The organism is Bacillus sp. GbtcB14 (assembly GCF_019091205.1).
Taxonomy (GTDB): domain Bacteria; phylum Bacillota; class Bacilli; order Bacillales; family Bacillaceae_G; genus Bacillus_A; species Bacillus_A cereus_AG.
In genome coordinates this window covers 639,329-662,826 of record NZ_JAGXJT010000003.1, presented here as the reverse complement: position 1 = coordinate 662,826, position 23,498 = coordinate 639,329, and the positions used below count along the sequence as shown (strand labels likewise).

Here is a 23,498-nt window from a genome sequence, read left to right as displayed (position 1 = left end):
ATTACAGAAAGCAAGGGATCAGATTTTGTATAGAGCAGCTATTCCAAACTTATTTACGCTCGGAAATTTATATAGCGGATTCTTGTCAATCGGCTATGCATCTTTAGGATATTATAAATCAGCTGCTATTTTAGTACTTATCGGGATGATGTTAGATAGTCTTGATGGACGTGTTGCTCGTTTACTACGTGTTGATTCTCAAATGGGAAAAGAGCTTGATTCGCTGGCGGATGTCGTAACATTTGGTGCAGCACCTGCTGTTCTCATGTATTACACATCTTTCTCCAATTATGGGATCATCGGACTATACATAGCGGGACTATTCCCTCTTTTCGGGGCATACCGTTTAGCACGATTTAATGTAACACCATCTTCTACTTCAATGAAATATTTCACTGGGGTACCGATTACAGCAGCGGGAGGGCTTGTTGCTTTCTTAACATTATTTTCACATACCATTCCAAAAATCGTTCTTATTACAGTATTTGTAACGTTCGCATTTTTAATGGTGAGCCGCATTCGTATCCCAAGTTTAAAAGATGTACCAATTCCACGATATAGCATCATTATTACACTATTTTTAGTTGGAATCATTATCACAATGTACCAAACAGGGTTCGGTAATTTTTCTGTTTTCTTATTCATTGCTATTCCACTATATATTTTGTATATGCTATCTCAATTTCTTAGACAAAGACCATCTAAAAGAGCAAATAAAGAAAAATAAGAAAAACCTTCCGACTCCGGAAGGTTTCTTTTTATGCCGCAAAAGCCCGATTGGTGTAGGGGAATAATGAGAGTGGGATGCCCGCTCTCATCAAAGCTGCACTTTATTTTGTAACTAATACCTTTTGATTTACAGGTGTTACAGGCTCTTCACCGTTTAATACGGCTAAAATATTTCTTACTGCCATTTCAGCCATCGCATCACGCGTTTCGAATGTTGCATTTCCTACGTGAGGAGCAAGTACTACATTCTTTAATCCTTTTAGCTCTTCAGTAATTTTCGGTTCAAATTCAAATACGTCAAGAGCTGCCCCTTCAATTTCATTCGTTTTTAATGCATGAGCAAGTGCCGCTTCATGCATAATCGGTCCACGTGAAGCATTTACAATATACGCTGTTTTCTTCATCATTTTAAACTGTTCTTCATCAATCATATGATGCAATTTTGGATTATACGCACAGTTAATCGTGATAAAGTCTGCTGTTTGTAATAATTCTTCCAATGTTACATGTGTTGCTTCTAGTTCACTTTCAGCTTCAGGTTTTCGATTTGGTCCTGTATATAAAACCTTCATTCCAAACGCTTTCGCACGCTTTGCAACTGCCTTTCCGATTTCTCCAAGGCCAATAACTCCAATTGTTTTACCATGTACTTCACGGCCTAAGAAAAATAATGGTGCCCATCCGTTAAATCCAGTTGTACGACATAGCGTATCGCCTTCCGGAATTCTACGTGCAGCTGCTAAAAGAAGTGCAAATGTTAATTCTGCTGTCGCTTCAGTTGATACTTTCGGTGTATTCGTTACCGCAATCCCTTTTTCTCCGGCATACGAGTAATCAATATTATCGTAACCAGCACCGTAGTTTGCAACAATCTTCAAATTAGGTGCCGCATCAATCACTTCTTTTGTCACCTTTGTAGAAAGTAGGCTTAACAATGCATCTTTATCTTTTGCACGCTCTGTTAATTCATCTAAAGAAATTAAAGCCTCTTTATCGTACATTTCTACATCATGATCCTTTAATAGTTCTAATCCGATTGGTGGAATTTTTCCTGCTATTAATATTTTCGCCACTACTAACACCTCTTCTATAGAAAATAAGATATCTCTTATATTTCATTGTAAGAAATCCACATATAAAAACCAAGGAATTTGATTATAGTTTTGAAAATCGACACTTTTCCATGAAAAAAGAGGAGATGCAACTCCCCCCTCTTCTTACGCTTTTTCCTGCGATTCTTTTCCGAGCTTCACATCAATTGTTCCTTCTGCAACTGTATCGCTAATTTGCTCCTCAATAACTGATTGAGATGCAGCATTCGTTTCAGAAGTATAAGCTTGTTGCTGTACACCTTGTACATTTTGTTTATTTTGTTGTTTCGCCATTTCTTACCCTCCTTTTTATTCCTTCTTATTTTGAACTAAAAGGAGAGTTTTCATCAAAAAATCGTGATCATTTTGAAATTGATACTTCTTCTTCCAGTAATCTCATCGTTCTGACTCGTTTCGTAAATGTAGCTAAGTGAGCTATATCATGATTACGTAACGTCTTTATATTCTCTTCCACATATTTTCCTAAATCATGCGGATAATGAGCGTCTGAGGAGAGAGTAATCGGAACGCCATGCTTAGCTAATACTTGTAAATATAGCGGACTCGGACACATTTCGTGCACAGGATAGCGATAGTACAATCCCGCATTTATTTCCGTTGCCGTATTTGTTTCTACTAATGCACGCGCAATTTCCTGATAATACGAAAGTTGCTCATTCTCATCTAACCGATAATTAAATACTTTTATGTTATCAAGATGAGCTATAATATCAAATAACTCAGAGCGAACTGCACACTCAACCGTTTTGAAAAACGTATCATATAAAGCATATAAGTCATGTTCCTTAAAATATTCTTTCGTATCTGGATTATCAAATCCCCATCCATTTAAAAAATGAACAGAACCAATTACATAATCAAAGTCTCCTAATGCCAGTAAAGATTGTAATTCTTGTTCACCACCAATAAAATAATCCGCTTCAATTCCAAGTTTTAGTGTTACCCCCCGTTTACTCCATCGTTCTTTCGCCTCTTCAATTGCCTTTGTAAAATCATATAGTGAAACTACTCTTACTTGGTCTAACCATTCCTTCTGTAAAAGACCAAGCTTTGAATCACTAATATCTACATATTTTTCATAATATCCTTTCGCCTCATGAAAACGATAGAAATGATCCACAATGCCAACTTCTTTTATACCTTTTCGCAACGCTTCTTCTAAATATAAATCAATCCACTTTGCTGTAAACGGCCCTTCCTTCACACGTCTTTGCAGGCGTTCTTGTGTTTTCATAAGCCAATCGATAGAATGCCTTTCTTCTTGAAGCGGCTCATAATATTCCAGAGCCTCATTTATTTTAGCAAGCCACCCTATTGAATAAGGTCCTTCTTCTAAATGAAGGTGATAATCCACTTTCATATGTATTCCCCCTTATAATGTATCTATTTCTTTTCGATCTCCTACTCTCGAAAGCTTTCCATTTCTTTCTTTCACTTCTCGCGTGACATCTTCCAGTGCAATATTTTTTTCAGCCAATAGAACAAAACAGTGATACAATACATCGACCATTTCTTTTACTAGTTCTTCTTTATCGTTATTTTTAGAAGCAATGATTACTTCAGTACACTCCTCACCAATTTTCTTTAAAATTTTATCTTCTCCTTTTGAAAATAAATAATTTGTATATGATTCAGGAAGTGGATTTTCCTTTCGTTCTTCAATTGTTTCATACAGCAACTTAAAAACATTTTCCATATGTATCCCCCTATATAATTTTGTAGTGAAAACACGTTTTTTCTCCCGTATGGCAAGCAGGCCCAACTTGCTTTACGACAACAACGATTGAATCTTGATCACAGTCTAAATACAAGGATTGAACATATTGGACGTTTCCAGATGTTTCTCCCTTATTCCATAACGATTGTCTCGAACGGGAATAAAACCACGTTTTTTTCGTTTCTAGCGTCTTTTCATACGCTTCTTCATTCATATAAGCTAGCATTAAAACTTCTTTCGTATCCTCTTCAATGACAACTGCCGGTAGTAATCCTTTTGAAAAGTTAGGTTTCATAACCGCACCTCAACATTTGCATTTCTTAATTTTCTCTTTACATCCTGCACTGTCGCCTCACCATAATGAAAGATTGATGCCGCAAGTGCTGCATCAACTGTTGTCTTTTGAAAAACTTCTATAATGTGATCAGCATGACCACATCCGCCTGACGCAATGACTGGTACGGAAACACTTTTTGAAATTTCTTCTGTTAAACGAAGGTCATATCCGTTTTTCGTTCCATCTGCATCCATACTCGTTAATAAAATTTCGCCTGCGCCTAGCTCGGTAACGCACTTTGCCCACTCGATTGCATCCATACCGGTATTAATTCTTCCGCCGTTCACATATACATTCCACTTATCTTCTGCTATTTTTCTAGCATCAATTGCTACGACAATACATTGTGAGCCAAAGTGTTCTACTCCTTCTTCGATTAGCTTTGGATTTCGCACTGCCGCTGAGTTGATTGAAACTTTATCTGCTCCAGCTCTTAGTAAATTGTACATATCTTTAACATTTGAAATCCCCCCGCCAACTGTAAGAGGAATAAATACTTTCGAAGCTGTTTTTTCTACAACATCTATAATCGTTTTTCGCCCTTCATGCGTTGCCGTAATATCTAAAAATACAATTTCATCTGCTCCCGCATCATTATATAAAGCAGCTATTTCAACAGGATCACCGACGTCTTGTAACCCTATAAAATTTACCCCCTTTACAACTCGCCCTTCTTTTACATCTAGACATGGAATAATACGTTTCGCTAACATAACTTTGTTACCTCTAACACTTCTTCTAAATCAATCGTTTTCTCGTAAAGAGCCTTACCAATTATGACGCCGTATATATTCATATCATTTAACTTTTTCACATCTTGAATAGATGCCACTCCTCCAGAAGCAATAAGACGAATAGCAACGTTTTTTTGTAGTAACCCCAATTGCTCTATATTCGGCCCTGCAAGTGTCCCGTCTTTCGAAATGTCTGTAAACACAATCGTTTGAACACCTACATTCTCCATTTGCTTTGCTAAATCAATATAAGAAATTTCAGACACATCAAGCCAGCCTCTCGTTGCTACGAAACCATTTTTCGCATCAATGCCAACAATGATTTTTTCTTTATATAGAAGAACTGCTTCTTCTAAAAATGCCTTATCATAAAGAGCAGCTGTTCCTAAAATCACTTTATCTACACCTACTGACAATAACCTCTCTACCGCGATAAGTGATCGAATTCCGCCTCCAACTTGCACAGGAATACGTACTGCCTTGCAAATTCTTTCAATAACGAGCAAATTTACTGACTCGCCAGCAACTGCACCATCTAAATCAACAATGTGTAGTGTTTTTGCTCCCAATTTTTCGAATATAATCGCTTGCGCAACCGGATCTTCATTCATTACTGTTTCTTTACTAAACTCTCCTTGATAAAGCCTAACGCATCGCCCCTCTTTTACATCGATAGCTGGGAAGATTTCCATGCTTCTACCACCCCTTTGAAATTTTTCAACATTTGCATCCCAATGTCACCACTTTTTTCAGGATGAAACTGTGCGCCGTATATATTTCCTTTTGCTACAAAACCAGGTACTTTCACCCCATATTCACTTATTCCATACACAATTTCATTTGGACAATCTGCGTAATAAGAGTGGACATAATATACGAAAGAACCGTCCTCTACTCCATTCCAAAGCGCTATTTCTCCCTCTTTCTTTAGCTCATTCCATCCCATATGTGGAATTTTATAAGGGACTTTTAGCTTTCGAATAACACCTGGTAATAAGCTCAATCCGTTACAGTCTTGTAGTTCCTCACTTTTTTCAAATAAAAGCTGCATTCCTAAACAAATGCCTAGAAGCGGTTTTCCTGAACGCCCGACTTCTTTTAATACACGCGCTAAATCTGTTTCTTCCAATACATCCATCGCTTTCGGAAATGCACCTACTCCTGGTAAAATCACTCCATCACTTCTAAAAATCTCTTCTTTATCCCTCGTTACGATGTACGCTGCTCCAATATATTTTAATGCCTGTTCTACACTACGAATATTTCCCATTCCATAATCTATAATAGCAATCAATTACAACATCCCTTTCGTTGAATTTACACCAGTAATGTTAGCATTTTTATCAACCGCTTCCCTAAGTGCTCGACCAAATGCTTTAAATAATGCTTCAACTTTGTGATGTGTATTGCTTCCGTATAAAATGCGAGCATGTAACGTAATATTTGCAGCATGCGCAACTGCTCTAAAAAATTCTTCTGTTAGTTCTGTATCAAAATCCCCTAGCTTCGGATTCGTTAATTCTCCTTGAAATACAATATACGAGCGTCCGCTTATATCAATTGCGACAAAACCTAAAGATTCATCCATTGGTACATACGCAGAGCCATAACGGTTAATCGCCTCTTTATTTTGCAATGCTTCTTTCAAACAATTCCCGAGTACAATTCCAACATCTTCAACTGTATGATGCGCATCAACGAATACATCGCCTTCCGCCTCCACTTGCAAGCCGAATCTTCCATGCTTTGCAAATAAAGTTAGCATATGATCAAAAAATCCTACTCCCGTTTGTACAGAAACATCCTTTCCTTCATCAAGCTGCAAACTTAACTTTATTTTTGTTTCTGTCGTCTCACGTATTTGACTAGACTCACGCATTATTCTTCCTCCTCAAATCTTATTTGAATTGCTCTCGCATGCGCATGTAACCCTTCTTTATTGGCAAGTTCTACAATATGATGCTGTACATCTCTTAACGCTTCCTCCGTATAAGACAGAAAGCTTGATTTTTTCACGAAATCATCGACTGATAACGGTGAGAAAAACCTTGCCGTTCCACTTGTCGGTAACACATGATTCGGTCCTGCTAAATAATCACCGAGCGGTTCCGGTGCGTATGGTCCAAGAAAGATAGATCCTGCATGTTTCACATAAGCTAGAGCATTCATCGGTTCTTTTATATGTAACTCTAAATGTTCTGGAGCAATTTCATTCGATAATTGGAGTGCCTCATCTAAAGAAGGAACGATACAAATGGCTCCATTTCTATTTATCGATTCACGTGCAATTTCGCTTCTTGGTAATGTTTCTAACTGTCTATCTATCTCTTTTTCCACTTCTTTTGCTAACTCTATATTCGTTGTAATACAAATTGCCGTTGCTCTCTCGTCATGTTCTGCTTGTGATAATAAATCAGCAGCGATATATTTTGCATTACCGGTTTCATCAGCAATAACTACAATTTCTGACGGTCCAGCAATCATATCGATATTTACTATTCCGTATACTTCTCGTTTCGCTAGAGCGACATACAAATTTCCTGGTCCAACTATTTTATCTACTTTCGGAATCGATTCCGTCCCGTATGCTAAAGCTGCAATTGCTTGCGCACCACCTATTGTATAAATTTCATCTACCCCTGCAAGACTTGCTGCAACTAAAATATAGGGGTCAACACCTCCTTCTCTCGGCGGTGTTACCATTACAATCTTTTTCACACCTGCGAGTTTTGCTGGCAATACATTCATTAATACTGAAGAAGGATACGAAGCAGTTCCCCCTGGCACATATACTCCTACATTTTCTAACGGCCGAATGATTTGTCCCCTAATGATGCCTTTACTCTCGCAATCGAATATAGATTGCCTTTTTTGCTTTTCGTGATACGAAATAATGTTTTTCTTCGCCTCTTGTAACGCTTCTAAAAATAAATTTTCTACAAATATACTCGCTCGTTTTATTTCGTCTTCACTTACACGAAACTCATCCATCTCCACACCATCAAACTTGTTTGTATAAAAAGATAAGGCCTCATCCCTATTCTCCCTTACATTTTGAACGATCTCCCTTACACTTCTTTGAACAGTTTCTTCTATTATATTAGCGTTTTCTCGTAGCAATTTTATTTTCGATAATGCCTTTTGAAAATCTTCACAAACTATCTCCATTACAAGTCCCCCTATTTTCCTGACAAAATTTCTTGCTCCATCATATTTATAATACTGAATATTTCGTCTTTTTTAGTTTTTAATGCAGCCTTATTTACAATCATTCGAGCAGATATAGAACACATTTCCTCAAATACAATGAGTCCATTTTCTTGTAATGTTTTTCCCGTTTCAACAATATCAACAATTGCATCCGCTAATCCAAGAATAGGAGCGATTTCTACAGAACCTTCTATTTTAATAATTTCTACATCCTCTCCTCTATCATGGAAATAGTTAGAAGTAATATGGGGATATTTCGTTGCAATACGTTTCTTCCGGTAACTCTTTGGGTTATAAGTAGGAATAGAAGCTACACAAAACTTACATACGCCTACTCCTAAATCCAACATTTCATAAATATCTTTCTCGTTTTCCATTAAAATATCTTTTCCAACGACCCCAATATCAGCTACTCCATGTTCTACATAAGTAGCAACATCTACTGCTTTCACTAAAATAAATGAGATATCTGTATTTTTACTTTGAAAGACAAGCTTTCGTCCTTTATTTTTGAGCTCTGAACAATCAATTCCAATCTGCTCAAAGAGTGGAATCACACGCTTCTCTAATCTTCCTTTCGTTAACGCAATTTGAATGTTACGCATGAGGTTTCTCCTTCTTTCTGGACTACCCATTTCTCTTTCCATACATATTCCACCAATGATTCATTCTTTGCCTCAACGACTGTTACTATTTGATTTTTTCTTGCAAATTGAAAGGTGTCGTTTACATTAGAGAATAAAGATAGCTCTACTTTTTTCCCGTCCTTTTGAAGTAAATTTCGTAATCTTTCCGCTTCTGCTAATCTATTTAACTCATAATGAATGATAATATCTATTCTCTTTCGTTCATATGGTTCTTGCTGCTCTTGCAGCGCCTTCACAATTTGATTGACTTGCACCGCGAGTCCAACAGCCGGTAGTATTTCTCCAAAATTTCCAATTAACTCATCATATCTTCCGCCACTAACAATTTCTTCTCCAATTTCATATATATACCCTTTGAAAATAACTCCCGTATAGTAATCTAAATGTTGGATCATACCTAAATCAATTGATATGTAAGATCCATAGCCTAGTTTTTCAATTGCTTCATATATTTCTTTCACTCTTGCAATCGCCATTTTCATTTCATTACTTGAGGCGAGTTTTTCTGCTTCCTCAATCACTTCTAAACTCCCAAATAGCCTTGGTAATTTCTCAAGTAATCTTACTGTTTCATCACATCGATCTAATTTCTTTTCTCTAATAAAATTTGATAGAGCAGCATAATTTTTACTTTCAATGTATGTCCTAAGTACTCTCTCTTCTTCCTCATGAATGGAGAGCTTTTTGACAATACATTTATATAACTGTACCTGCCCAATCTCTATTGTAAAAGATTGCACCTTCACCTTTTGAAGTGATTGAATAACGCTTATTACACATTCAATTTCAGCTCTTACATTATCAATCCCGATAATTTCAATCCCACTTTGCACAATTTCATTATATTTTCCGGTAAGGGACTCATTCGCTCGAAATACATTCCCGCCATACGTCAATTTAAGCGGCGTATCCCACCTCTGCGTTCCCATCACTCTCGCTAAAGGAATTGTCATATCTGGACGCAAGACGATAATCCGTCCCTTTTCATCAAAAAATTTATACATCTTTTCTTCATCTATCGGTCTATTTTGAAAGGCAAAAACATCATAAAATTCAATTGTAGGTGTCCTTATTTCCTCATAACCTCTCTCTAAAAAAGTACGTCTTAATTTTTGCTCCACTTCTTCAATTAGCGTACATTCTTCAAATAAATAGTCTCTCGTTCCATTTGGGTTTGCTCGTTTCCATTTTGTCATCTAAATGCTCACACCTTTCCCTTTCTAATGTATGCCTATTTCATTCACCTAAACCGAAAATAAAAAGAGCCTTGTAGACAAAATACCTACAAGGCTCTTTAGTAGAGTGTAGGTACAACGGGAATAACCCTTGTGCCTACACGTTTTCACGCTAGGTTCAAGGGCTTTATGTATGATGATGTAGTTGTGTAAGCATTTTAATAGATTGCACGATATTCATAATACTTACTCCCTTTCTCCTCTGATTTTTACATAGTATATAATACTTAATTCTGAATGTAAATACATTTTGAACATTCCGTCATTCCTTAATATAAAGCTACTTTCCTTTCATACTCTACAATTTCCTGTTGATATTGCATCGTAATACTAATTTCGTCTAGACCATTCAATAATTTCTCTTTCCACATTTTCTCGATTGTAAAATGAAACCTGTACGTACTCGTTGTAATTACTTCATTCTCTAAATCTACTTCTATTTGTTCTCTCGCATCCGTTTTGGCAAGTTTTTCTCGCATTTCTTTATCCATTACAATTGGCAACATACCATTCTTCATACAATTCATATAAAAAATATCTGCAAACCCTCCGGCGATAATAACGCGGAAACCATAATCAGCAAGTGCCCAAGGTGCATGTTCTCTGGAAGAACCACATCCAAAATTATTACCTGTAATTAATATACTTGCTCCTTTTCTGTCTTGTGCATTAAGTGGGAAATTAGGGTTTTCATGTCGCTCATTATCATATCGCCACTCATCAAATAAATATTTTCCAAATCCCGACCTTTCAATTCTCTTTAAGTATTGCTTTGGAATAATTTGATCTGTATCAATGTTATCATTCATCAGTACTGCGGCAGTACCTTTATGAATATGAAATGGCTCCATCATAACTCTCCTTTCTAGTATCAACAAAATGACCATATAACGCAGCTGCTGCCGCCATTGCTGGGCTAACTAAATGTGTTCGTGCTCCTTTTCCTTGTCTTCCTTCAAAATTACGATTTGAAGTTGAAGCACAATGTTCTCCCTCAGGTACTTGATCTGGATTCATTCCAAGACACATGGAACATCCAGGTTCTCTCCATTCAAATCCAGCTTCTTCAAATATGTGATGTAGTCCTTTTTGCATCGCAGCTTCTCTTACTCTTTTCGATCCAGGCACAACGAGTGCTCGCACACCTTCTTTTACCTTTTTCCCTTTCACAACAGATGCAGCAATTTCTAAATCAGAGAGCCTAGAATTTGTACAAGATCCAATGAAAACATGCTGAACCGGAATGTCATATGTACTTTGTCCAGGGCTTAATCCCATATAAGAAAATGCTCTTTCGTCATTTTCATCCTGCTTTTCTGGCAATTTTTCATCAATACGAACACCCATACTCGGGTTTGTTCCCCACGTAACGTACGGTGCTAAATCCGTCACATCTATTGAAATATGCAAATCATAAATTGCATCTGAATCTGTATAAAGTTCAGACCATTTCTTCTCGAATGTTTCATAATCTTTCGGTGCATATTGACGTCCTTTTACATAAGCAACTGTTTTTTCATCTGGTGCTATAATACCAGCCTTGGCTCCTCCTTCAATTGCCATATTACAAAGCGTCATTCTCTCTTCCATCTCCATAGCTCCAATTGTCTCTCCGTAAAATTCCATTACGTATCCAGTTCCAACTGCTACACCGTACTTTGAAAGGAGATGCAAAATAATATCTTTTGCGTACACACCTTTCTGTAATTTCCCTTTTAGCTCAATGCCCATCGCTTTCGGTTTACGTTGCCATAACGTTTGCGTCGCCAATACATGCTCCACTTCACTCGTACCAATGCCAAATGCTAGCGCGCCAAACGCACCATGTGTTGCTGTATGACTATCACCACAAACAATTGTTTTTCCTGGCTGCGTAAGTCCAAGTTCTGGTCCGATAACATGAACAATCCCTTGCTCTTCATCCCCAATATCCGCTAACGGCACCTGAAATTGTTTACAATTTTCCCGGAGTGTATCTAGTTGCTGCTTCGCAATTCGATCGGTAATATTCCAAACATCTTTCGTTGGAATATTGTGATCCATCGTCGCGAATGTTAAATCCGGTCTACGGACTGTTCGGTTTGTAAGCCGCAAGCCTTCAAAGGCTTGCGGTGATGTTACTTCATGAACAAGATGAAGATCGATATATAATAAATCTAATCCATTTTCGTTTGTCGTAACTACGTGTCTTTCCCAAAGTTTATCTAACAGCCTTTTTCCCATTATCTCCCTCTCCCTACTAGCGCTTGCTCTTCCATCTCTTGTATAACTGCCTTCGTAAATGAAGTTGTCGTTTCAGTTCCCCCGATATCTGCTGTACATTTTCCTAATTTAAGGACTGCTGAAATTGCTTCTTCAATTGCACACCCTTCTCTCGTTAATCCGAACGATTGCCCGAGCATCATGGCAACAGAGCGCATCATGGCAATTGGATTCGCCTTATTTTTCCCGGCAATATCCGGCGCTGATCCGTGAATAGGCTCGTATAATGAAGGCCCCTTTTCCGCGTGACTTGCTGATGGAAGCATTCCTAATGATCCAGCTAATACGGAAGCCTCGTCACTCAAAATATCCCCAAATAAATTTTCCGTTACAATTACATCAAACCGTCCTGGATTCCGAATTAACTCCATAGCCGCTGCATCTACTAAAATATGTTCTAGTTCAACGTCTAGGTAACGAAGTGCTACTTCTTCTGCCACAGTTCTCCATAGCTTACTAGATTCTAAAACATTCGCCTTATCGATCGATGTTACTTTTTTCTTCCGCTTACTCGCTAATTGAAAGGCATAAGAAACGATACGTTCAATTTCATGACGATGATACGTCAGTGTATCTGTTGCTACTTCGTCCGTTCGTTCTTTCGGATAAGAAAAATAAATTCCGCCTGTTAATTCACGAACGACAACGAAATCAATTTCATCAGCCTTTTTTAATGGCGATAAATGTGCTGTTGCGCTTTCTACCGTTACAGGGCGAACATTTGCAAATACACCGAGTCCTTTTCTTAGAGCTAATAATCCTTTCTCTGGTCTTTCTTTCGCGCTATCCCACCTTGGTCCACCAACTGCTCCTAGTAAAACCGCATCACTTGTTAAACAGGCGGCAAGCGTTCGTTGCGGTAATGGTTGCCCATTTAAATCGATAGCACTCCCGCCAAAATACTCATCTTGCAAATGAAAATGATGCCCATATAACCTCTCTACCATATGCAATACTTCCTTCGCACTTTCCATAACTTCCGGGCCAACACCATCACCAGCTAAACAAACGATACGTTTTTCCAATTTTAACACTCCTTTTAACTGAATTTTCAGAACTTTAATTTGATAGGTGAGGAAAGCTCCCCTCACCTATCAAACACTTATTTCACAAGCTGGATAAAAGATTTCAATTTCCCTGCTGCATGGACATATGCTCTCGCCGACGCTTCCAATACGTCTTGTGCAACACCAAAACCTGATACTTGATGTGTTCCTTCTTTTAATTCAACATGAACATGAGCCAGTGCATCTTGACCTTGTGTAATAGATTGTATGCGATAATCCGCCAATTCACATTCTAATCCTAAAATTCTTTGGATTGCATTATAAATCGCTTCAATACTACCAGAACCAGTGGCTGCATCTTCGTATACATTTCCTTCTTCGTCTTTTAGCACAACTGTCGCGCATTGTGTACTATTTGATACGAAATGTACTTGTAGTTGCGTAATGTTATATTGCTGAGCCGCAAATGCTGCTTCCCCAAGCATAAGTGCACGTAAATCTTCCTCCGTAATTTCCTTCTTACGATCAGCTAATTTTTTAAACGCTTCAAACACCGCATCTCGTTCTTCCTTTGTAAATTCATAACCAAGCTCTTTCATTTTTTCTGTAAACGCGTGACGTCCAGAATGTTTTCCAAGCACAAATAAATTTTGAGATTCGCCTACTAGCTCTGGTTCAATAATCTCATACGTTGTCACTTCTTTTAATACACCATCTTGATGAATTCCTGATTCATGAGCAAAAGCATTCGCTCCAACGATTGCTTTATTTTTCGGTACAACCATACCTGTTAATCTGCTTACTAATGTACTCGTCGCTTTAATTTCTTTTAGCGTCATAGAAGACTCCGCCTTATAGAAATCTTTTCTAATATGAAGAGCAACTGCGACCTCTTCTAACGCCGCATTCCCCGCTCTTTCTCCAATTCCATTAATTGTTCCTTCTACTTGCAATGCTCCGCCTTCAACCGCAGCTAATGAATTTGCTACAGCCATCCCAAGATCATCGTGACAATGACAAGAGAAAATTGCTTTTTCATATGAAGGAACGGATTCTTGTAAGTATTTAAAAAGAGAATAATATTCTTCTGGATTCGTATATCCAACTGTATCTGGAATATTAATTACATTTGCTCCTGCACGAATCGCAACTTCTACTGCTTCAGCTAAAAAATCTCTTGCTGTTCTTGTCGCATCTTCTGCAGAAAATTGTACTGTCGGAAATAACGATTTCCCAAGTGTAACCGAGCGATGAATACTATCTAATACATCTTCCTTTGACATACAAAGTTTATATTTCATATGAATATCACTCGTAGCTAAAAATACGTGTAAACGAGGAGATACCGCACCTTTCACAGCTTCATATGCTCTTTGAATATCACTTTCTTTCGCTCTAGCTAAACTCATAACTGTAGCATTTTGAATGGTATTTGCGATGCGTTTTACCGATTGAAAATCCCCTTCGGAAGCTGCCGCAAAGCCAGCTTCCATGACATGAATACCTAGTCTCTCTAATTGCCTTGCAATTTGCAATTTCTCTTGTTCATTTAAATTCACTCCTGGTGATTGTTCGCCATCACGTAGCGTCGTATCCATGAACAAAATCTGCTTCATATTATTTGACCCCTGCCTTTACTCTTGGCTGTACGAAAGGCATCATTTCACGTAATTTACGTCCAACTACTTCGATTTCATGTTCATTCTCTTTCTCATTTGTCGCATGAAAATTTGGTTTTCCTTCTTTATGCTCTGCAATCCAGCCTCTTGCAAATGTACCATCTTGAATTTCTGCTAGCACTGCGCCCATCGCTTTCTTCGTATCTTCCGTTACAACGCGTGGACCTGATACGAAGTCGCCCCACTGCGCTGTATCTGAAACTGAATATCTCATATTTTCAAGTCCGCCTTCATACATAAGGTCAACGATTAGTTTTAGTTCATGTAAACATTCAAAATATGCAAGTTCCGGTTGATAACCGGCATCAACTAACGTTTCAAATCCAGCTTTTACTAGCGCAGTTACTCCGCCACAAAGTACAGCTTGCTCTCCAAATAAATCTGTTTCTGTTTCTTCTTTAAATGTCGTTTCTAATACACCAGCTCTCGTCGCTCCAATTCCATCAGCATAAGAAAGTGCCTTTTCAGTCGCAACTCCTGTTGCATCTTGGTATACTGCAAATAATGCAGGAACAGCTCCACCTTCAGCAAACGTACGGCGCACAAGATGTCCTGGACCTTTTGGTGCTACTAGAAATACATCTACATTCGCTGGTGGTTTCACTTGATCAAAGTGAACATTAAATCCGTGTGCAAAAACGAGAGAATTTCCTGCCTGTAAATTTGGTGCAATTTCCGCTTCATATACTTCTGGCTGCAATTCATCCGGTAGTAAAATCATTACTAAATCAGCCTGCTCCGCCGCTTCTGCTACTGTATATACAGAAAATCCATCTTCTTTCGCTTTATCCCAAGACTTCCCTTTTCTTAAACCTACTACTACATCAAATCCGTTATCACGTAAGTTTTGCGCATGCGCATGACCTTGCGAGCCATACCCGATGATTGCTACTTTCTTTTCTTTTAATACATTTACCGTTACATCTTTCTCATAATAAACCTTTGCCATTTTCATTTCCCCCTATATTTAAATGATTATTGAATTAACATAACTTGCTTATCTTGTTTTTTCATACTACGCGTAAATGCTGTTACACCTGTTCTAGCAATTTCTTTCAAACCGTATGGACGAAGTAATTCAATTAATGCTTCTACTTTCTCCTGCGTACCGGTTACTTGCACAACTATGGAATCCTTCCCAACATCTATTACAGCGGCTCGAAACGGTTCAATTAAACTATATAATTCTGCTCTTGCTACTGATGTTGCGACTTTAATAAGTGCAAGTTCTCTTGCGATCATCGCTTCTTCTGTAATATCTGATACTTTCAGAACATCAATTTGCTTATGAAGTTGTTTAATTAACTGTTCAACTTGCTGTTCATTTTCAACGTGTACAACAATCGTCATCCGTGATATGTCCGATGATTCTGTATGGCCTACTGAAATACTTTCAATATTAAAATGTCTTCGTGTCATAACACCTGTAATTCGGTTTAACACACCACTTTGATTTCGAACTGTCGCTGTAACAATTCTCTTCACCTTTTTTCCACTCCCTCCATTTGGTGAACACCTTTCCCTGGCGCAACCATCGGCATTACCTTTTCTGATTGAAGTACACGGCAATCGATTACGACTGGTTCTTGTAATTCAATCGCATGCTGTATTTGCTTCTTTGCAAGAAGTGGATCATCTATGCGAACTCCTTTTATGCCATACGCATTCGCAAGAGCGACGAAGTCTGGTTGACACGACAGTAAAGAGTGTGAATATCTTTGGTTATAAAATTCATCTTGCCATTGTCTTACCATTCCTAAAGCTTCATTATTTAAAATAAATACTTTAACAGGTAAAGAGTGTTCTTTTAACACACTTAATTCTTGCAGAGTCATTTGAAATCCAGCGTCACCGACAATTGCAATAACTAGTTCCTCAGGCTTTGCAATTTGTGCACCAATTGCTGCAGGAAATCCGAATCCCATCGTTCCTAGTCCTCCTGAAGTTACCCATTTATCTGGAGTTTTCAGCGGATAATATTGGGCTGCCCACATTTGATGTTGCCCCACATCTGTTGTTACAATCGCTTCGCCTTTCGTAATTTCATATAACATATCAATTGCATATTGAGGCTTAATACTTTCAGAATTTCGTTTATAAGATAATGGATACTTTTCTTTTCTATTCTTTAATAAAGAGATCCACTCATGATGATTTTCTTTCCTTCCTTCTGGTTGAAGTAATACTTCCAACGCTCGCTTAGCACTTGCAACAATAGGAATTTCAGTCGGCACATTTTTTCCGATTTCTGCTGGATCAATATCGATATGCGCAACAGTCGCCCCTTTAGCAAAATAAGCTAAATTTCCAGTAAGACGATCATCGAATCTCGCACCTATATTAATGAGTAAGTCGCATTCGTATAACGCCATATTAGCTGTGTAAGAACCATGCATTCCTCCCATCCCTAGAAATAGTTCATCATCTGGCGGAAACCCACCAAGACCAAGTAATGTATGCACAACAGGAATTTCATATTTACGAGCAAAACTTGTTAATTCTTTCGAAGCTTTCGCATGCAATACACCTGCTCCAGCTAAAATTAATGGCTTGTTTGCAACCCTAATTGCTTGTAATAATTTGTTTATTTGGAGTAGATTCGGTTCATAATTAGGGTTGTATCCTGGTAAATCCATTTGCACATCACTACATCGTTCGCCTTGCTCTACTACCATATCTTTCGGAAGGTCAATAACGACTGGGCCTGGTCTTCCTGTTCTAGCAATATGAAATGCTTCTTTAATAATTCGAGGTAAATCTGAAGCTTTTCGCACTTGATAGTTATGTTTTGTCACCGGCATCGTAAGCCCCATAATATCCGCTTCTTGGAAAGCATCACTTCCAATTAACGTTGTTGCTACTTGCCCCGTAAATACAACAAGTGGTAGTGAATCAATCATCGCATCTGCTAGACCCGTAATAACATTTGTAGCGCCTGGCCCACTCGTTGCAATGACAACCCCTGGATTGCCAGTAATTCTGGCATACCCTTCCGCAGCGTGAATAGCACCTTGCTCATGCCTCGCTAAAATATGTGGAATTTCACAATCATAGAGTGCATCATAAAGAGGTAAAACAGCACCACCAGGATAACCGAAAATCACTTCTACTCCTTCCTTTTCTAGCGCTTCTAACAATAACTGTGCACCAGTTGCCAGTTGCTCTTCCGTTTTTGAAGACATTGTTCTTATAAGCCCCCTTTTTAAAAACTTTTATCAATAAAAAAAATCCTACGTCCACACTCCAGCTATGTGCTGAAGGGACGAAAGATTTCGCGGTACCACCCTTCTTCGCAAGAATACTCTTGCCTCAGTGACCCATAAATGAGTCTAGCTAATAACGGAGCTACCGTCTAAGCCTAGACAAATGCTTCAGCTTAGCACTCAAGGGCGATGTTCGTCGACGTGAACCATCGGTTTTCAGCAACCACCGACTCTCTGTGAGGCTTCACAATCAACTACTCCTCCCTCTCAACGCTTTCTTATGTTATAAAAAGTTGTTATCCAACTTTATTTTCCTCGTAAATCTTCTCTCCATCTTCTATAACTAACTTTCGGAACTCTTCTAATAAACGATTCGTATGTGGGCCTGTTTGCCCTAAACCAATCGTTCTACCATCTACTGTCGTAACAGCAATTACTTCAGCAGCTGTTCCTGTTAAAAATACTTCATCAGCTACATATACATCGTGTCTTGTAAATAACTCTTCTCTTACGTCATATCCAAGTTTTTCACCGATTTCTAAAATAGCGTTTCGTGTAATACCTTCTAACGCTCCAGCAGAACTTGGTGGTGTAATTAATTTATTTCCTTTTACAATAAATACGTTATCTCCTGATCCTTCAGCTACGTATCCTTGATCATTTAACATAAGCGCTTCTTGTACTCCAGCTAATTTCGCTTCAATACGAACTAAAATATTGTTTAAGTAATTTAAAGATTTTACTTGAGGTGACAAAACATCTGGACGGTTTCGGCGCGTTGCAACTGTTACAACCGGAATCCCTTTTTCATAATATTCTTGCGGGAATAAAGATAGTTGCTCTGCAATTACGACTACATTCGGTTTCTTACAAGAATCAGGATCTAATCCAAGATTCCCTGCACCTCTCGATACAACTAAGCGAATGTATCCATTAGATAATTTATTTTGTCGAATCGTCTCAACAACAATATTCGTTACTTCATCTAAAGAATATGGAATTTCTAACATGATGGATTTTGCTGATTCATATAACCGGACAAGATGCTCTCTCAAACGGAAAACATTACCGCTATAAACTCTAATCCCTTCAAATACTCCATCGCCATATAAATAACCATGATCATATACAGAAACTTTTGCCTCATCTTTTGGAACAAATTCTCCATTTAAGAAAATCCATTGCTCGTTCACTGGAAAGCGCCTCCTATGTTCTATGAATTTTTTATTGTTTCCTAGTTTACTCTCCTTTCTAAATAAATCAAGTGAATTTTTAGAAAATTTATAATTTTTAATCGTAAATACATCTTTGATTATACTGATTTAACAGCGTTGTTAACGTTTACAAAAAGTCAAAAAATTTTTTTCGCCAAATTCCACTAAAAAAAATATTTGTTTAAAAGAAGGATTTTCATCAATTGATACGAATCTATTGTATTCAATAAACGGACGTCCGTTTTTATAAATTCGGGAATATACAACGACTTTTGCTGAAAAAGGGGGAAAATAATAAAAATAACGCTGTCTAAAAATAACATTCATATTTTTCATCTCGCAATCATAATCCTATTTTTAAAAAACAATTTGTCAAAATGAAGGAGGAAATCAATATGGCGTGTGTACAAATTAAAGGAACGAGACAAGAGGTAGTAGAAATGCTTCAACTATTTGATCTAATGGATACGAAAGGTTTTTGTAAATTCGATAATTATGTAGAGGTAGAACCAAATAATAAAGAACATAACAATTTTATTGCTTCAATCGACATTCATTCAAATACTTCTTCCGCCCAAGATACTTTAAACGATCAATTCGTAAGTCAAATGCTTACTGGTGTATATAACGACTAAATAGATACTTTAATCAAACTATCCGCAAATAGCAGAATAAAGATATACTTCCTACCTTCTTTGCATAAATATATGCGATGTACTTGAGCATACTAGCAATTAGATGGTAGGAGGTGAGAATTATGGCTAGAATTGGCGTTGAAAACTCATTAACAGATGTTCAACAAGCTCTTAAGCAACAGGGATATGAAGTTGTTACCCTGGGCTCCGAACATGATGCACAAGGTTGCGATTGTTGTGTTGTAACTGGGCAAGATTCCAATATGATGGGTATTGCAGATGCATCAATTAAGGGATCTGTAATTACAGCTCATGGTTTAACAACAGATGAAATTTGTCAGCAAGTTGAGAGCCGCACTTAAATGTAATATACAAAAAGAAAGAGGACTCCTTTTGAAAAAGAGTCCTCTTTTTTATATTCACCTAACGGGAAAGTAACATATACTGGATGAAAGCCCTACCTCTCTCTCATCATTACGGTTCCACTGACCGCTCCTTGATTCACTAGTATACCTATAAAGCCTACAATAATAATTTATAGGGTTTGTTCACAAAAGTTGTTGGTAAGACTACCCGATCTTTCGCAAACTTTTCGTATTATATTTATAAGATTTATTTACTTTACACTAGCTGTAACCGAGACACGAATTAAAATTTTAACACCAATACAATAATTTGTCAACATTTTTTTGTAAATTAAAAACAGACAGTAACGGTTTGTCTGTTTTAGAATGGAGCTTTTTCTTTTATTACATATACAACAAAACCGCTTACTAACATACATAAGCCAACTACTAAGTTTTTAATATTAATCATAAATTCCTCTCCCTTATTCCACACATCATATATATTTACAGTTCAATTATTCCGATCATCCTAAAGCGCACTTTTTCTAATATATCATAATTCCTAAAAAATGCAAGTTCACTTTTGACGATTATTTACAAATTTATCTACAGTACTTGGTACAGTATTTAAAGCCTTCTCAATTAAATGTGTACTACTATTGAGGTGCAATACTTGCACACCGTTAGAACCAACTACTAAAAAAGCAACTGGGCTAATGGAAACCCCAGCCCCGCTTCCGCCTCCAAACGGATGACTTTGCTTATTCTCTTTATGCTGCCCTTGTCCGTTATTATGTTTTTCGGAAATAAAATCACCTTTAAAGTCACTTCCACCAGCTCCAAAACCAAAAGCCACTTGAGATACTGTTAATACTACATTTCCGTCAGCTGTTGAAACTGGACTCCCAACAATCGTATTTACATCTACCATCTCTTTTAAATTTGTCATTGCTGTTTTCATTAAATTTTCAATTGGATGTTCCATTATGTATTGCACCCTTTCCTTCTTATTCTTTTTTATACTTTCCAAAATAGAGGAAGTCATACTAACTTTTCCTATTTCAAAAAAACAATTTCCACCTTTTAAATGGATATTACTCCCTGTACATACTCGGATAAAGTGAAACTTTAATCAGTGGGGGTTTTCTTCATCCCCACTGATTATTAGTTGAACCAATCGGACTTTTATGGGCAGTTGATTCTCCACCTAACTTCTTTGCTTTCGCTGAATTTTGAGGTGGGGGGCTTACTGCCCATTAAAGCGGGATAAAAAAGAAAAAGAGAAACATACTACTATTGAACCTTGTTATGAAAGGAGTCATGACTTTGACTGAGAAATTTGATGAGTATAAAAAAAGAGATAGAATAGATAGTGATTATAGTGACTATAAAGAAGAATATGCAGCTGAGGTTGCGCCTCAGCGCATTGATTATGATTACGATGAGAAGGATCATAAAGATGATGTAAGATCGTCCGCCGCTGGATCAACTGCTGGCTTTATCGCTCTTGCTTTATCTATCTTATCACTCTTCACTTTCCCAACACTATTTGGTCTTGTTTCTGTATTGCTAGGGATTTACGCTTATAATCGCGGAGCTACTGTAACTGGTGGTATCGCTGCAATTGTCGGCGGAATTGCTGCACTCATTGCAATTTTATTTCGAGTAGCGCTTGTCGGATTATTGTTCTCCCTTTTTTAAAAAGAAAAAGGTATCTCGCTTTATGCGGGATACCTTATCCTGTAAATACATCTTCCGATGGATATTTAATTTTTTGTTTTGCTGGTCGTGCTAAAGAAAAGACAAGTGTTAACGGCCCAATTAATCCGCAAAACATAACAAACATAATAATACATTTTCCAAACGCTGATAACTTCGCAGTAATCCCCATCGTTAACCCTACTGTACCAAAAGCTGAAATTGTTTCAAATAGTAACTGAATAAAACTAAAGTCTTCTGTAAGCATTAATACAAATACTGCTGCAAAAATAAGTATTTGACTGGCAACAGCAATCGCTAACGCTCTTGTTACTGTCGACATTTTAATTGTGCGCTGAAATAAAATGATTTCCTCTTTTTTTCTAAAAAAAGAAAGGACAGATGTAACTAAAATAACAAACGTTGTTAATTTAATTCCTCCACCCGTTGATACACTTCCTGCACCAATAAACATTAAAACCATCGTAAATAATATAGATGATTCTTCCATTCCCCCGTAGTCAACTGTATTAAATCCAGCAGTACGAGGAGTAATACCTTGGAAGAAAGAAGCCCATAACTTTTCATTTAAAGGTAAATTCCCTAACGTCTTCACATTATTATATTCCAATACAAAAATTACAATCATCGCTATCACATTTAGCGCTACTGTTCCAACAATCATGATTTTGGAATGAAGCGATAGTTTTCGAAAACTACGGCTATACCATATATCAATTAATACAGTAAAACCGAGACCACCTATTACGATTAAAGAGCAAATCCCAATATTAATAATAGGATCTCCTACATACCTAGTTAAATTATCCGGCCATAGAGCAAATCCAGCATTATTATAAGATGCAATAACATGAAAAATACTATAGTATACACCTTTTCCAAAGCCAAACTCTGGAATAAAGCGAAACGATAAAAAGATGACTCCAATAAGCTCAATACAAATTGAAAATATAAAGACACGTTTTACTAATTTTACAAGACCACCTATATTTGTCTGATTAAATGCCTCTCCGATTAATAATCGATGGCGTAATCCGATTTTTTTGCCCAATACCCAAACAATTAAAATGGCAATTGTCATAAGACCTAAACCACCTGTTTGAATTAAAAACATAATAACAATCTCGCCAAACATCGTAAACGTACTTGCAGTATCTACTACTCCCAATCCCGTTACAGTTGCTGCTGACGTTGCTGTAAAGAAAGCATCTACCCAACTAATATGTACTTTCGTTGCGAATGGTAACTTTAATAACAAACCGCCAACCACAATTAAGCAGAAAAAACCTAATGCTAATATTTGTGGTGGATTTAATCGTATAAAACGATTATACAGCCCTTGTCTTTTTGTTACTTCCATATTCACTAACTCCCTTTTCCCCCTCGTAACTAAAGGCTTATAAGAGCCCTTACATAGTGGGATAAACCTTATATTCTTATAATATAGTTGAGCATAATCCTTTTTTTCAAAGATTTCAACTTTTATTTATACTCGAACTTTACTTCATTTTATGACAAGACACTTTCTATTCTATTTATTCTTACTCTATAACTCTTGCAACAATCATTTTATATGTATCATTTCTCAAATTCTCATACCCTTCACTCTATGTTCACACCAAGGTCACATCTATCTTTTATAGTATATGTATCGAAGTTGTTCCTCCCTAATTTATAAGACATTCCCCAGTGTCTTGAACAACTTCCATCC

Annotated in this window: 28 protein-coding genes and 1 other annotated feature; of the genes, 4 read left to right on the top strand and 24 right to left on the bottom strand. The window is 37.3% G+C overall.

What is annotated here, in order from left to right:
* Positions 1–25 precede the first annotated feature (25 nt).
* Positions 26–727 carry a CDP-diacylglycerol--serine O-phosphatidyltransferase gene (gene pssA / locus KVT31_RS12395; protein ID WP_000285422.1) on the top strand — a complete coding sequence of 234 codons (702 nt, stop codon included), beginning with the start codon at positions 26–28 and terminating at the stop codon, positions 725–727.
* Between the two features lie 103 nt (positions 728–830).
* On the opposite strand, the gene KVT31_RS12390 is transcribed toward pssA, so the two are convergent.
* From KVT31_RS12390 to KVT31_RS30705, 21 genes are all read right to left on the bottom strand, one after another.
* Entirely contained in the window at positions 831–1,802 is a 972-nt protein-coding gene (locus KVT31_RS12390) for a 2-hydroxyacid dehydrogenase family protein (protein WP_088095706.1), read from the bottom strand.
* A 144-nt stretch (positions 1,803–1,946) separates the two neighbouring features.
* Positions 1,947–2,114: a YozQ family protein gene (locus KVT31_RS12385; RefSeq protein ID WP_088095705.1), complete on the bottom strand. Its 168-nt coding sequence runs from the start codon at positions 2,112–2,114 to the stop codon at positions 1,947–1,949.
* 67 nt (positions 2,115–2,181) lie between these two features.
* Entirely contained in the window at positions 2,182–3,201 is a 1,020-nt protein-coding gene (locus tag KVT31_RS12380; protein ID WP_088095704.1) for a histidinol phosphate phosphatase domain-containing protein, read from the bottom strand.
* Between the two features lie 12 nt (positions 3,202–3,213).
* Entirely contained in the window at positions 3,214–3,537 is a 324-nt protein-coding gene (hisE, locus tag KVT31_RS12375; RefSeq protein ID WP_088095703.1) for a phosphoribosyl-ATP diphosphatase, read from the bottom strand.
* Between the two features lie 10 nt (positions 3,538–3,547).
* Positions 3,548–3,853 carry a phosphoribosyl-AMP cyclohydrolase gene (gene hisI / locus KVT31_RS12370; RefSeq protein ID WP_088095702.1) on the bottom strand — a complete coding sequence of 102 codons (306 nt, stop codon included), beginning with the start codon at positions 3,851–3,853 and terminating at the stop codon, positions 3,548–3,550.
* Positions 3,850–4,608 (bottom strand): imidazoleglycerol phosphate synthase cyclase subunit, encoded by a 759-nt coding sequence (gene hisF / locus KVT31_RS12365; protein ID WP_088095701.1) that lies wholly within the window; start codon positions 4,606–4,608, stop codon positions 3,850–3,852. Before hisF ends, hisI begins: the two co-directional genes overlap by 4 nt.
* Entirely contained in the window at positions 4,602–5,321 is a 720-nt protein-coding gene (gene hisA / locus KVT31_RS12360; RefSeq protein WP_088095700.1) for a 1-(5-phosphoribosyl)-5-[(5-phosphoribosylamino)methylideneamino]imidazole-4-carboxamide isomerase, read from the bottom strand. Before hisA ends, hisF begins: the two co-directional genes overlap by 7 nt.
* Positions 5,294–5,923, bottom strand: a complete 630-nt coding sequence (hisH, locus tag KVT31_RS12355) for an imidazole glycerol phosphate synthase subunit HisH (RefSeq protein WP_088095699.1) — start codon at positions 5,921–5,923, stop codon at positions 5,294–5,296. Before hisH ends, hisA begins: the two co-directional genes overlap by 28 nt.
* Positions 5,924–6,508, bottom strand: a complete 585-nt coding sequence (gene hisB, locus KVT31_RS12350) for an imidazoleglycerol-phosphate dehydratase HisB (protein WP_088095698.1) — start codon at positions 6,506–6,508, stop codon at positions 5,924–5,926.
* Positions 6,508–7,797, bottom strand: coding sequence for a histidinol dehydrogenase (gene hisD / locus KVT31_RS12345; RefSeq protein WP_088095697.1), 1,290 nt, complete (start codon positions 7,795–7,797; stop codon positions 6,508–6,510). Before hisD ends, hisB begins: the two co-directional genes overlap by 1 nt.
* Positions 7,798–7,808: 11 nt before the next feature.
* Positions 7,809–8,444 (bottom strand): ATP phosphoribosyltransferase, encoded by a 636-nt coding sequence (gene hisG, locus KVT31_RS12340; protein WP_088095696.1) that lies wholly within the window; start codon positions 8,442–8,444, stop codon positions 7,809–7,811.
* Positions 8,420–9,682 (bottom strand): ATP phosphoribosyltransferase regulatory subunit, encoded by a 1,263-nt coding sequence (gene hisZ / locus KVT31_RS12335; RefSeq protein ID WP_088095695.1) that lies wholly within the window; start codon positions 9,680–9,682, stop codon positions 8,420–8,422. The genes hisG and hisZ overlap by 25 nt, the downstream gene beginning before the upstream one ends.
* Before the next feature lie 308 nt (positions 9,683–9,990).
* Positions 9,991–10,572, bottom strand: coding sequence for a 3-isopropylmalate dehydratase small subunit (gene leuD, locus KVT31_RS12330; protein WP_088095694.1), 582 nt, complete (start codon positions 10,570–10,572; stop codon positions 9,991–9,993).
* A complete protein-coding gene (leuC, locus tag KVT31_RS12325; RefSeq protein WP_088095693.1) occupies positions 10,550–11,944 on the bottom strand; it encodes a 3-isopropylmalate dehydratase large subunit in 1,395 nt (464 codons plus the stop codon). The genes leuD and leuC overlap by 23 nt, the downstream gene beginning before the upstream one ends.
* Complete coding sequence (leuB, locus tag KVT31_RS12320) at positions 11,944–13,008, bottom strand: 3-isopropylmalate dehydrogenase (protein WP_088095692.1); 1,065 nt, start codon at positions 13,006–13,008, stop codon at positions 11,944–11,946. Before leuB ends, leuC begins: the two co-directional genes overlap by 1 nt.
* Positions 13,009–13,085: 77 nt before the next feature.
* Positions 13,086–14,606, bottom strand: a complete 1,521-nt coding sequence (leuA, locus tag KVT31_RS12315; RefSeq protein WP_088095691.1) for a 2-isopropylmalate synthase — start codon at positions 14,604–14,606, stop codon at positions 13,086–13,088.
* Position 14,607: 1 nt separating this feature from the next.
* Positions 14,608–15,618: a ketol-acid reductoisomerase gene (gene ilvC / locus KVT31_RS12310; RefSeq protein ID WP_088095690.1), complete on the bottom strand. Its 1,011-nt coding sequence runs from the start codon at positions 15,616–15,618 to the stop codon at positions 14,608–14,610.
* Positions 15,619–15,644: 26 nt separating this feature from the next.
* Positions 15,645–16,154, bottom strand: coding sequence for an acetolactate synthase small subunit (gene ilvN / locus KVT31_RS12305; protein WP_000822948.1), 510 nt, complete (start codon positions 16,152–16,154; stop codon positions 15,645–15,647).
* Positions 16,151–17,851 (bottom strand): acetolactate synthase large subunit, encoded by a 1,701-nt coding sequence (gene ilvB / locus KVT31_RS12300; RefSeq protein WP_088095689.1) that lies wholly within the window; start codon positions 17,849–17,851, stop codon positions 16,151–16,153. The genes ilvN and ilvB overlap by 4 nt, the downstream gene beginning before the upstream one ends.
* Positions 17,852–17,924: 73 nt before the next feature.
* Positions 17,925–18,152, bottom strand: a binding site (T-box leader).
* Between the two features lie 16 nt (positions 18,153–18,168).
* Positions 18,169–19,065, bottom strand: coding sequence for a branched-chain-amino-acid transaminase (gene ilvE / locus KVT31_RS12295; protein ID WP_001005497.1), 897 nt, complete (start codon positions 19,063–19,065; stop codon positions 18,169–18,171).
* Between the two features lie 141 nt (positions 19,066–19,206).
* Positions 19,207–19,422 carry a hypothetical protein gene (locus KVT31_RS30705; RefSeq protein WP_140392393.1) on the bottom strand — a complete coding sequence of 72 codons (216 nt, stop codon included), beginning with the start codon at positions 19,420–19,422 and terminating at the stop codon, positions 19,207–19,209.
* Between the two features lie 59 nt (positions 19,423–19,481).
* Here KVT31_RS30705 and KVT31_RS12290 point away from each other — a divergent pair, with 59 nt between their 5' ends.
* Positions 19,482–19,721, top strand: a complete 240-nt coding sequence (locus KVT31_RS12290) for a DUF3911 family protein (RefSeq protein ID WP_000752504.1) — start codon at positions 19,482–19,484, stop codon at positions 19,719–19,721.
* Positions 19,722–19,843: 122 nt separating this feature from the next.
* Positions 19,844–20,083, top strand: coding sequence for a YkuS family protein (locus KVT31_RS12285; RefSeq protein ID WP_140392392.1), 240 nt, complete (start codon positions 19,844–19,846; stop codon positions 20,081–20,083).
* A 364-nt stretch (positions 20,084–20,447) separates the two neighbouring features.
* Here KVT31_RS12285 and KVT31_RS12280 read toward each other — a convergent pair whose 3' ends face one another.
* Positions 20,448–20,537, bottom strand: a complete 90-nt coding sequence (locus KVT31_RS12280; protein ID WP_000608225.1) for a hypothetical protein — start codon at positions 20,535–20,537, stop codon at positions 20,448–20,450.
* 108 nt (positions 20,538–20,645) lie between these two features.
* Positions 20,646–21,113 carry a GerW family sporulation protein gene (gene ytfJ / locus KVT31_RS12275; RefSeq protein ID WP_088095687.1) on the bottom strand — a complete coding sequence of 156 codons (468 nt, stop codon included), beginning with the start codon at positions 21,111–21,113 and terminating at the stop codon, positions 20,646–20,648.
* Between the two features lie 263 nt (positions 21,114–21,376).
* Between ytfJ and KVT31_RS12270 the strand changes: the two genes are divergently transcribed.
* Positions 21,377–21,769 carry an imidazole glycerol phosphate synthase gene (locus tag KVT31_RS12270; protein ID WP_073517663.1) on the top strand — a complete coding sequence of 131 codons (393 nt, stop codon included), beginning with the start codon at positions 21,377–21,379 and terminating at the stop codon, positions 21,767–21,769.
* A gap of 34 nt (positions 21,770–21,803) precedes the next feature.
* Here the strand turns inward: KVT31_RS12270 and KVT31_RS12265 are convergent, their stop codons facing one another.
* Positions 21,804–23,147, bottom strand: coding sequence for a TrkH family potassium uptake protein (locus tag KVT31_RS12265; RefSeq protein WP_088095739.1), 1,344 nt, complete (start codon positions 23,145–23,147; stop codon positions 21,804–21,806).
* Between the last annotated feature and the right edge of the window lie 351 nt (positions 23,148–23,498).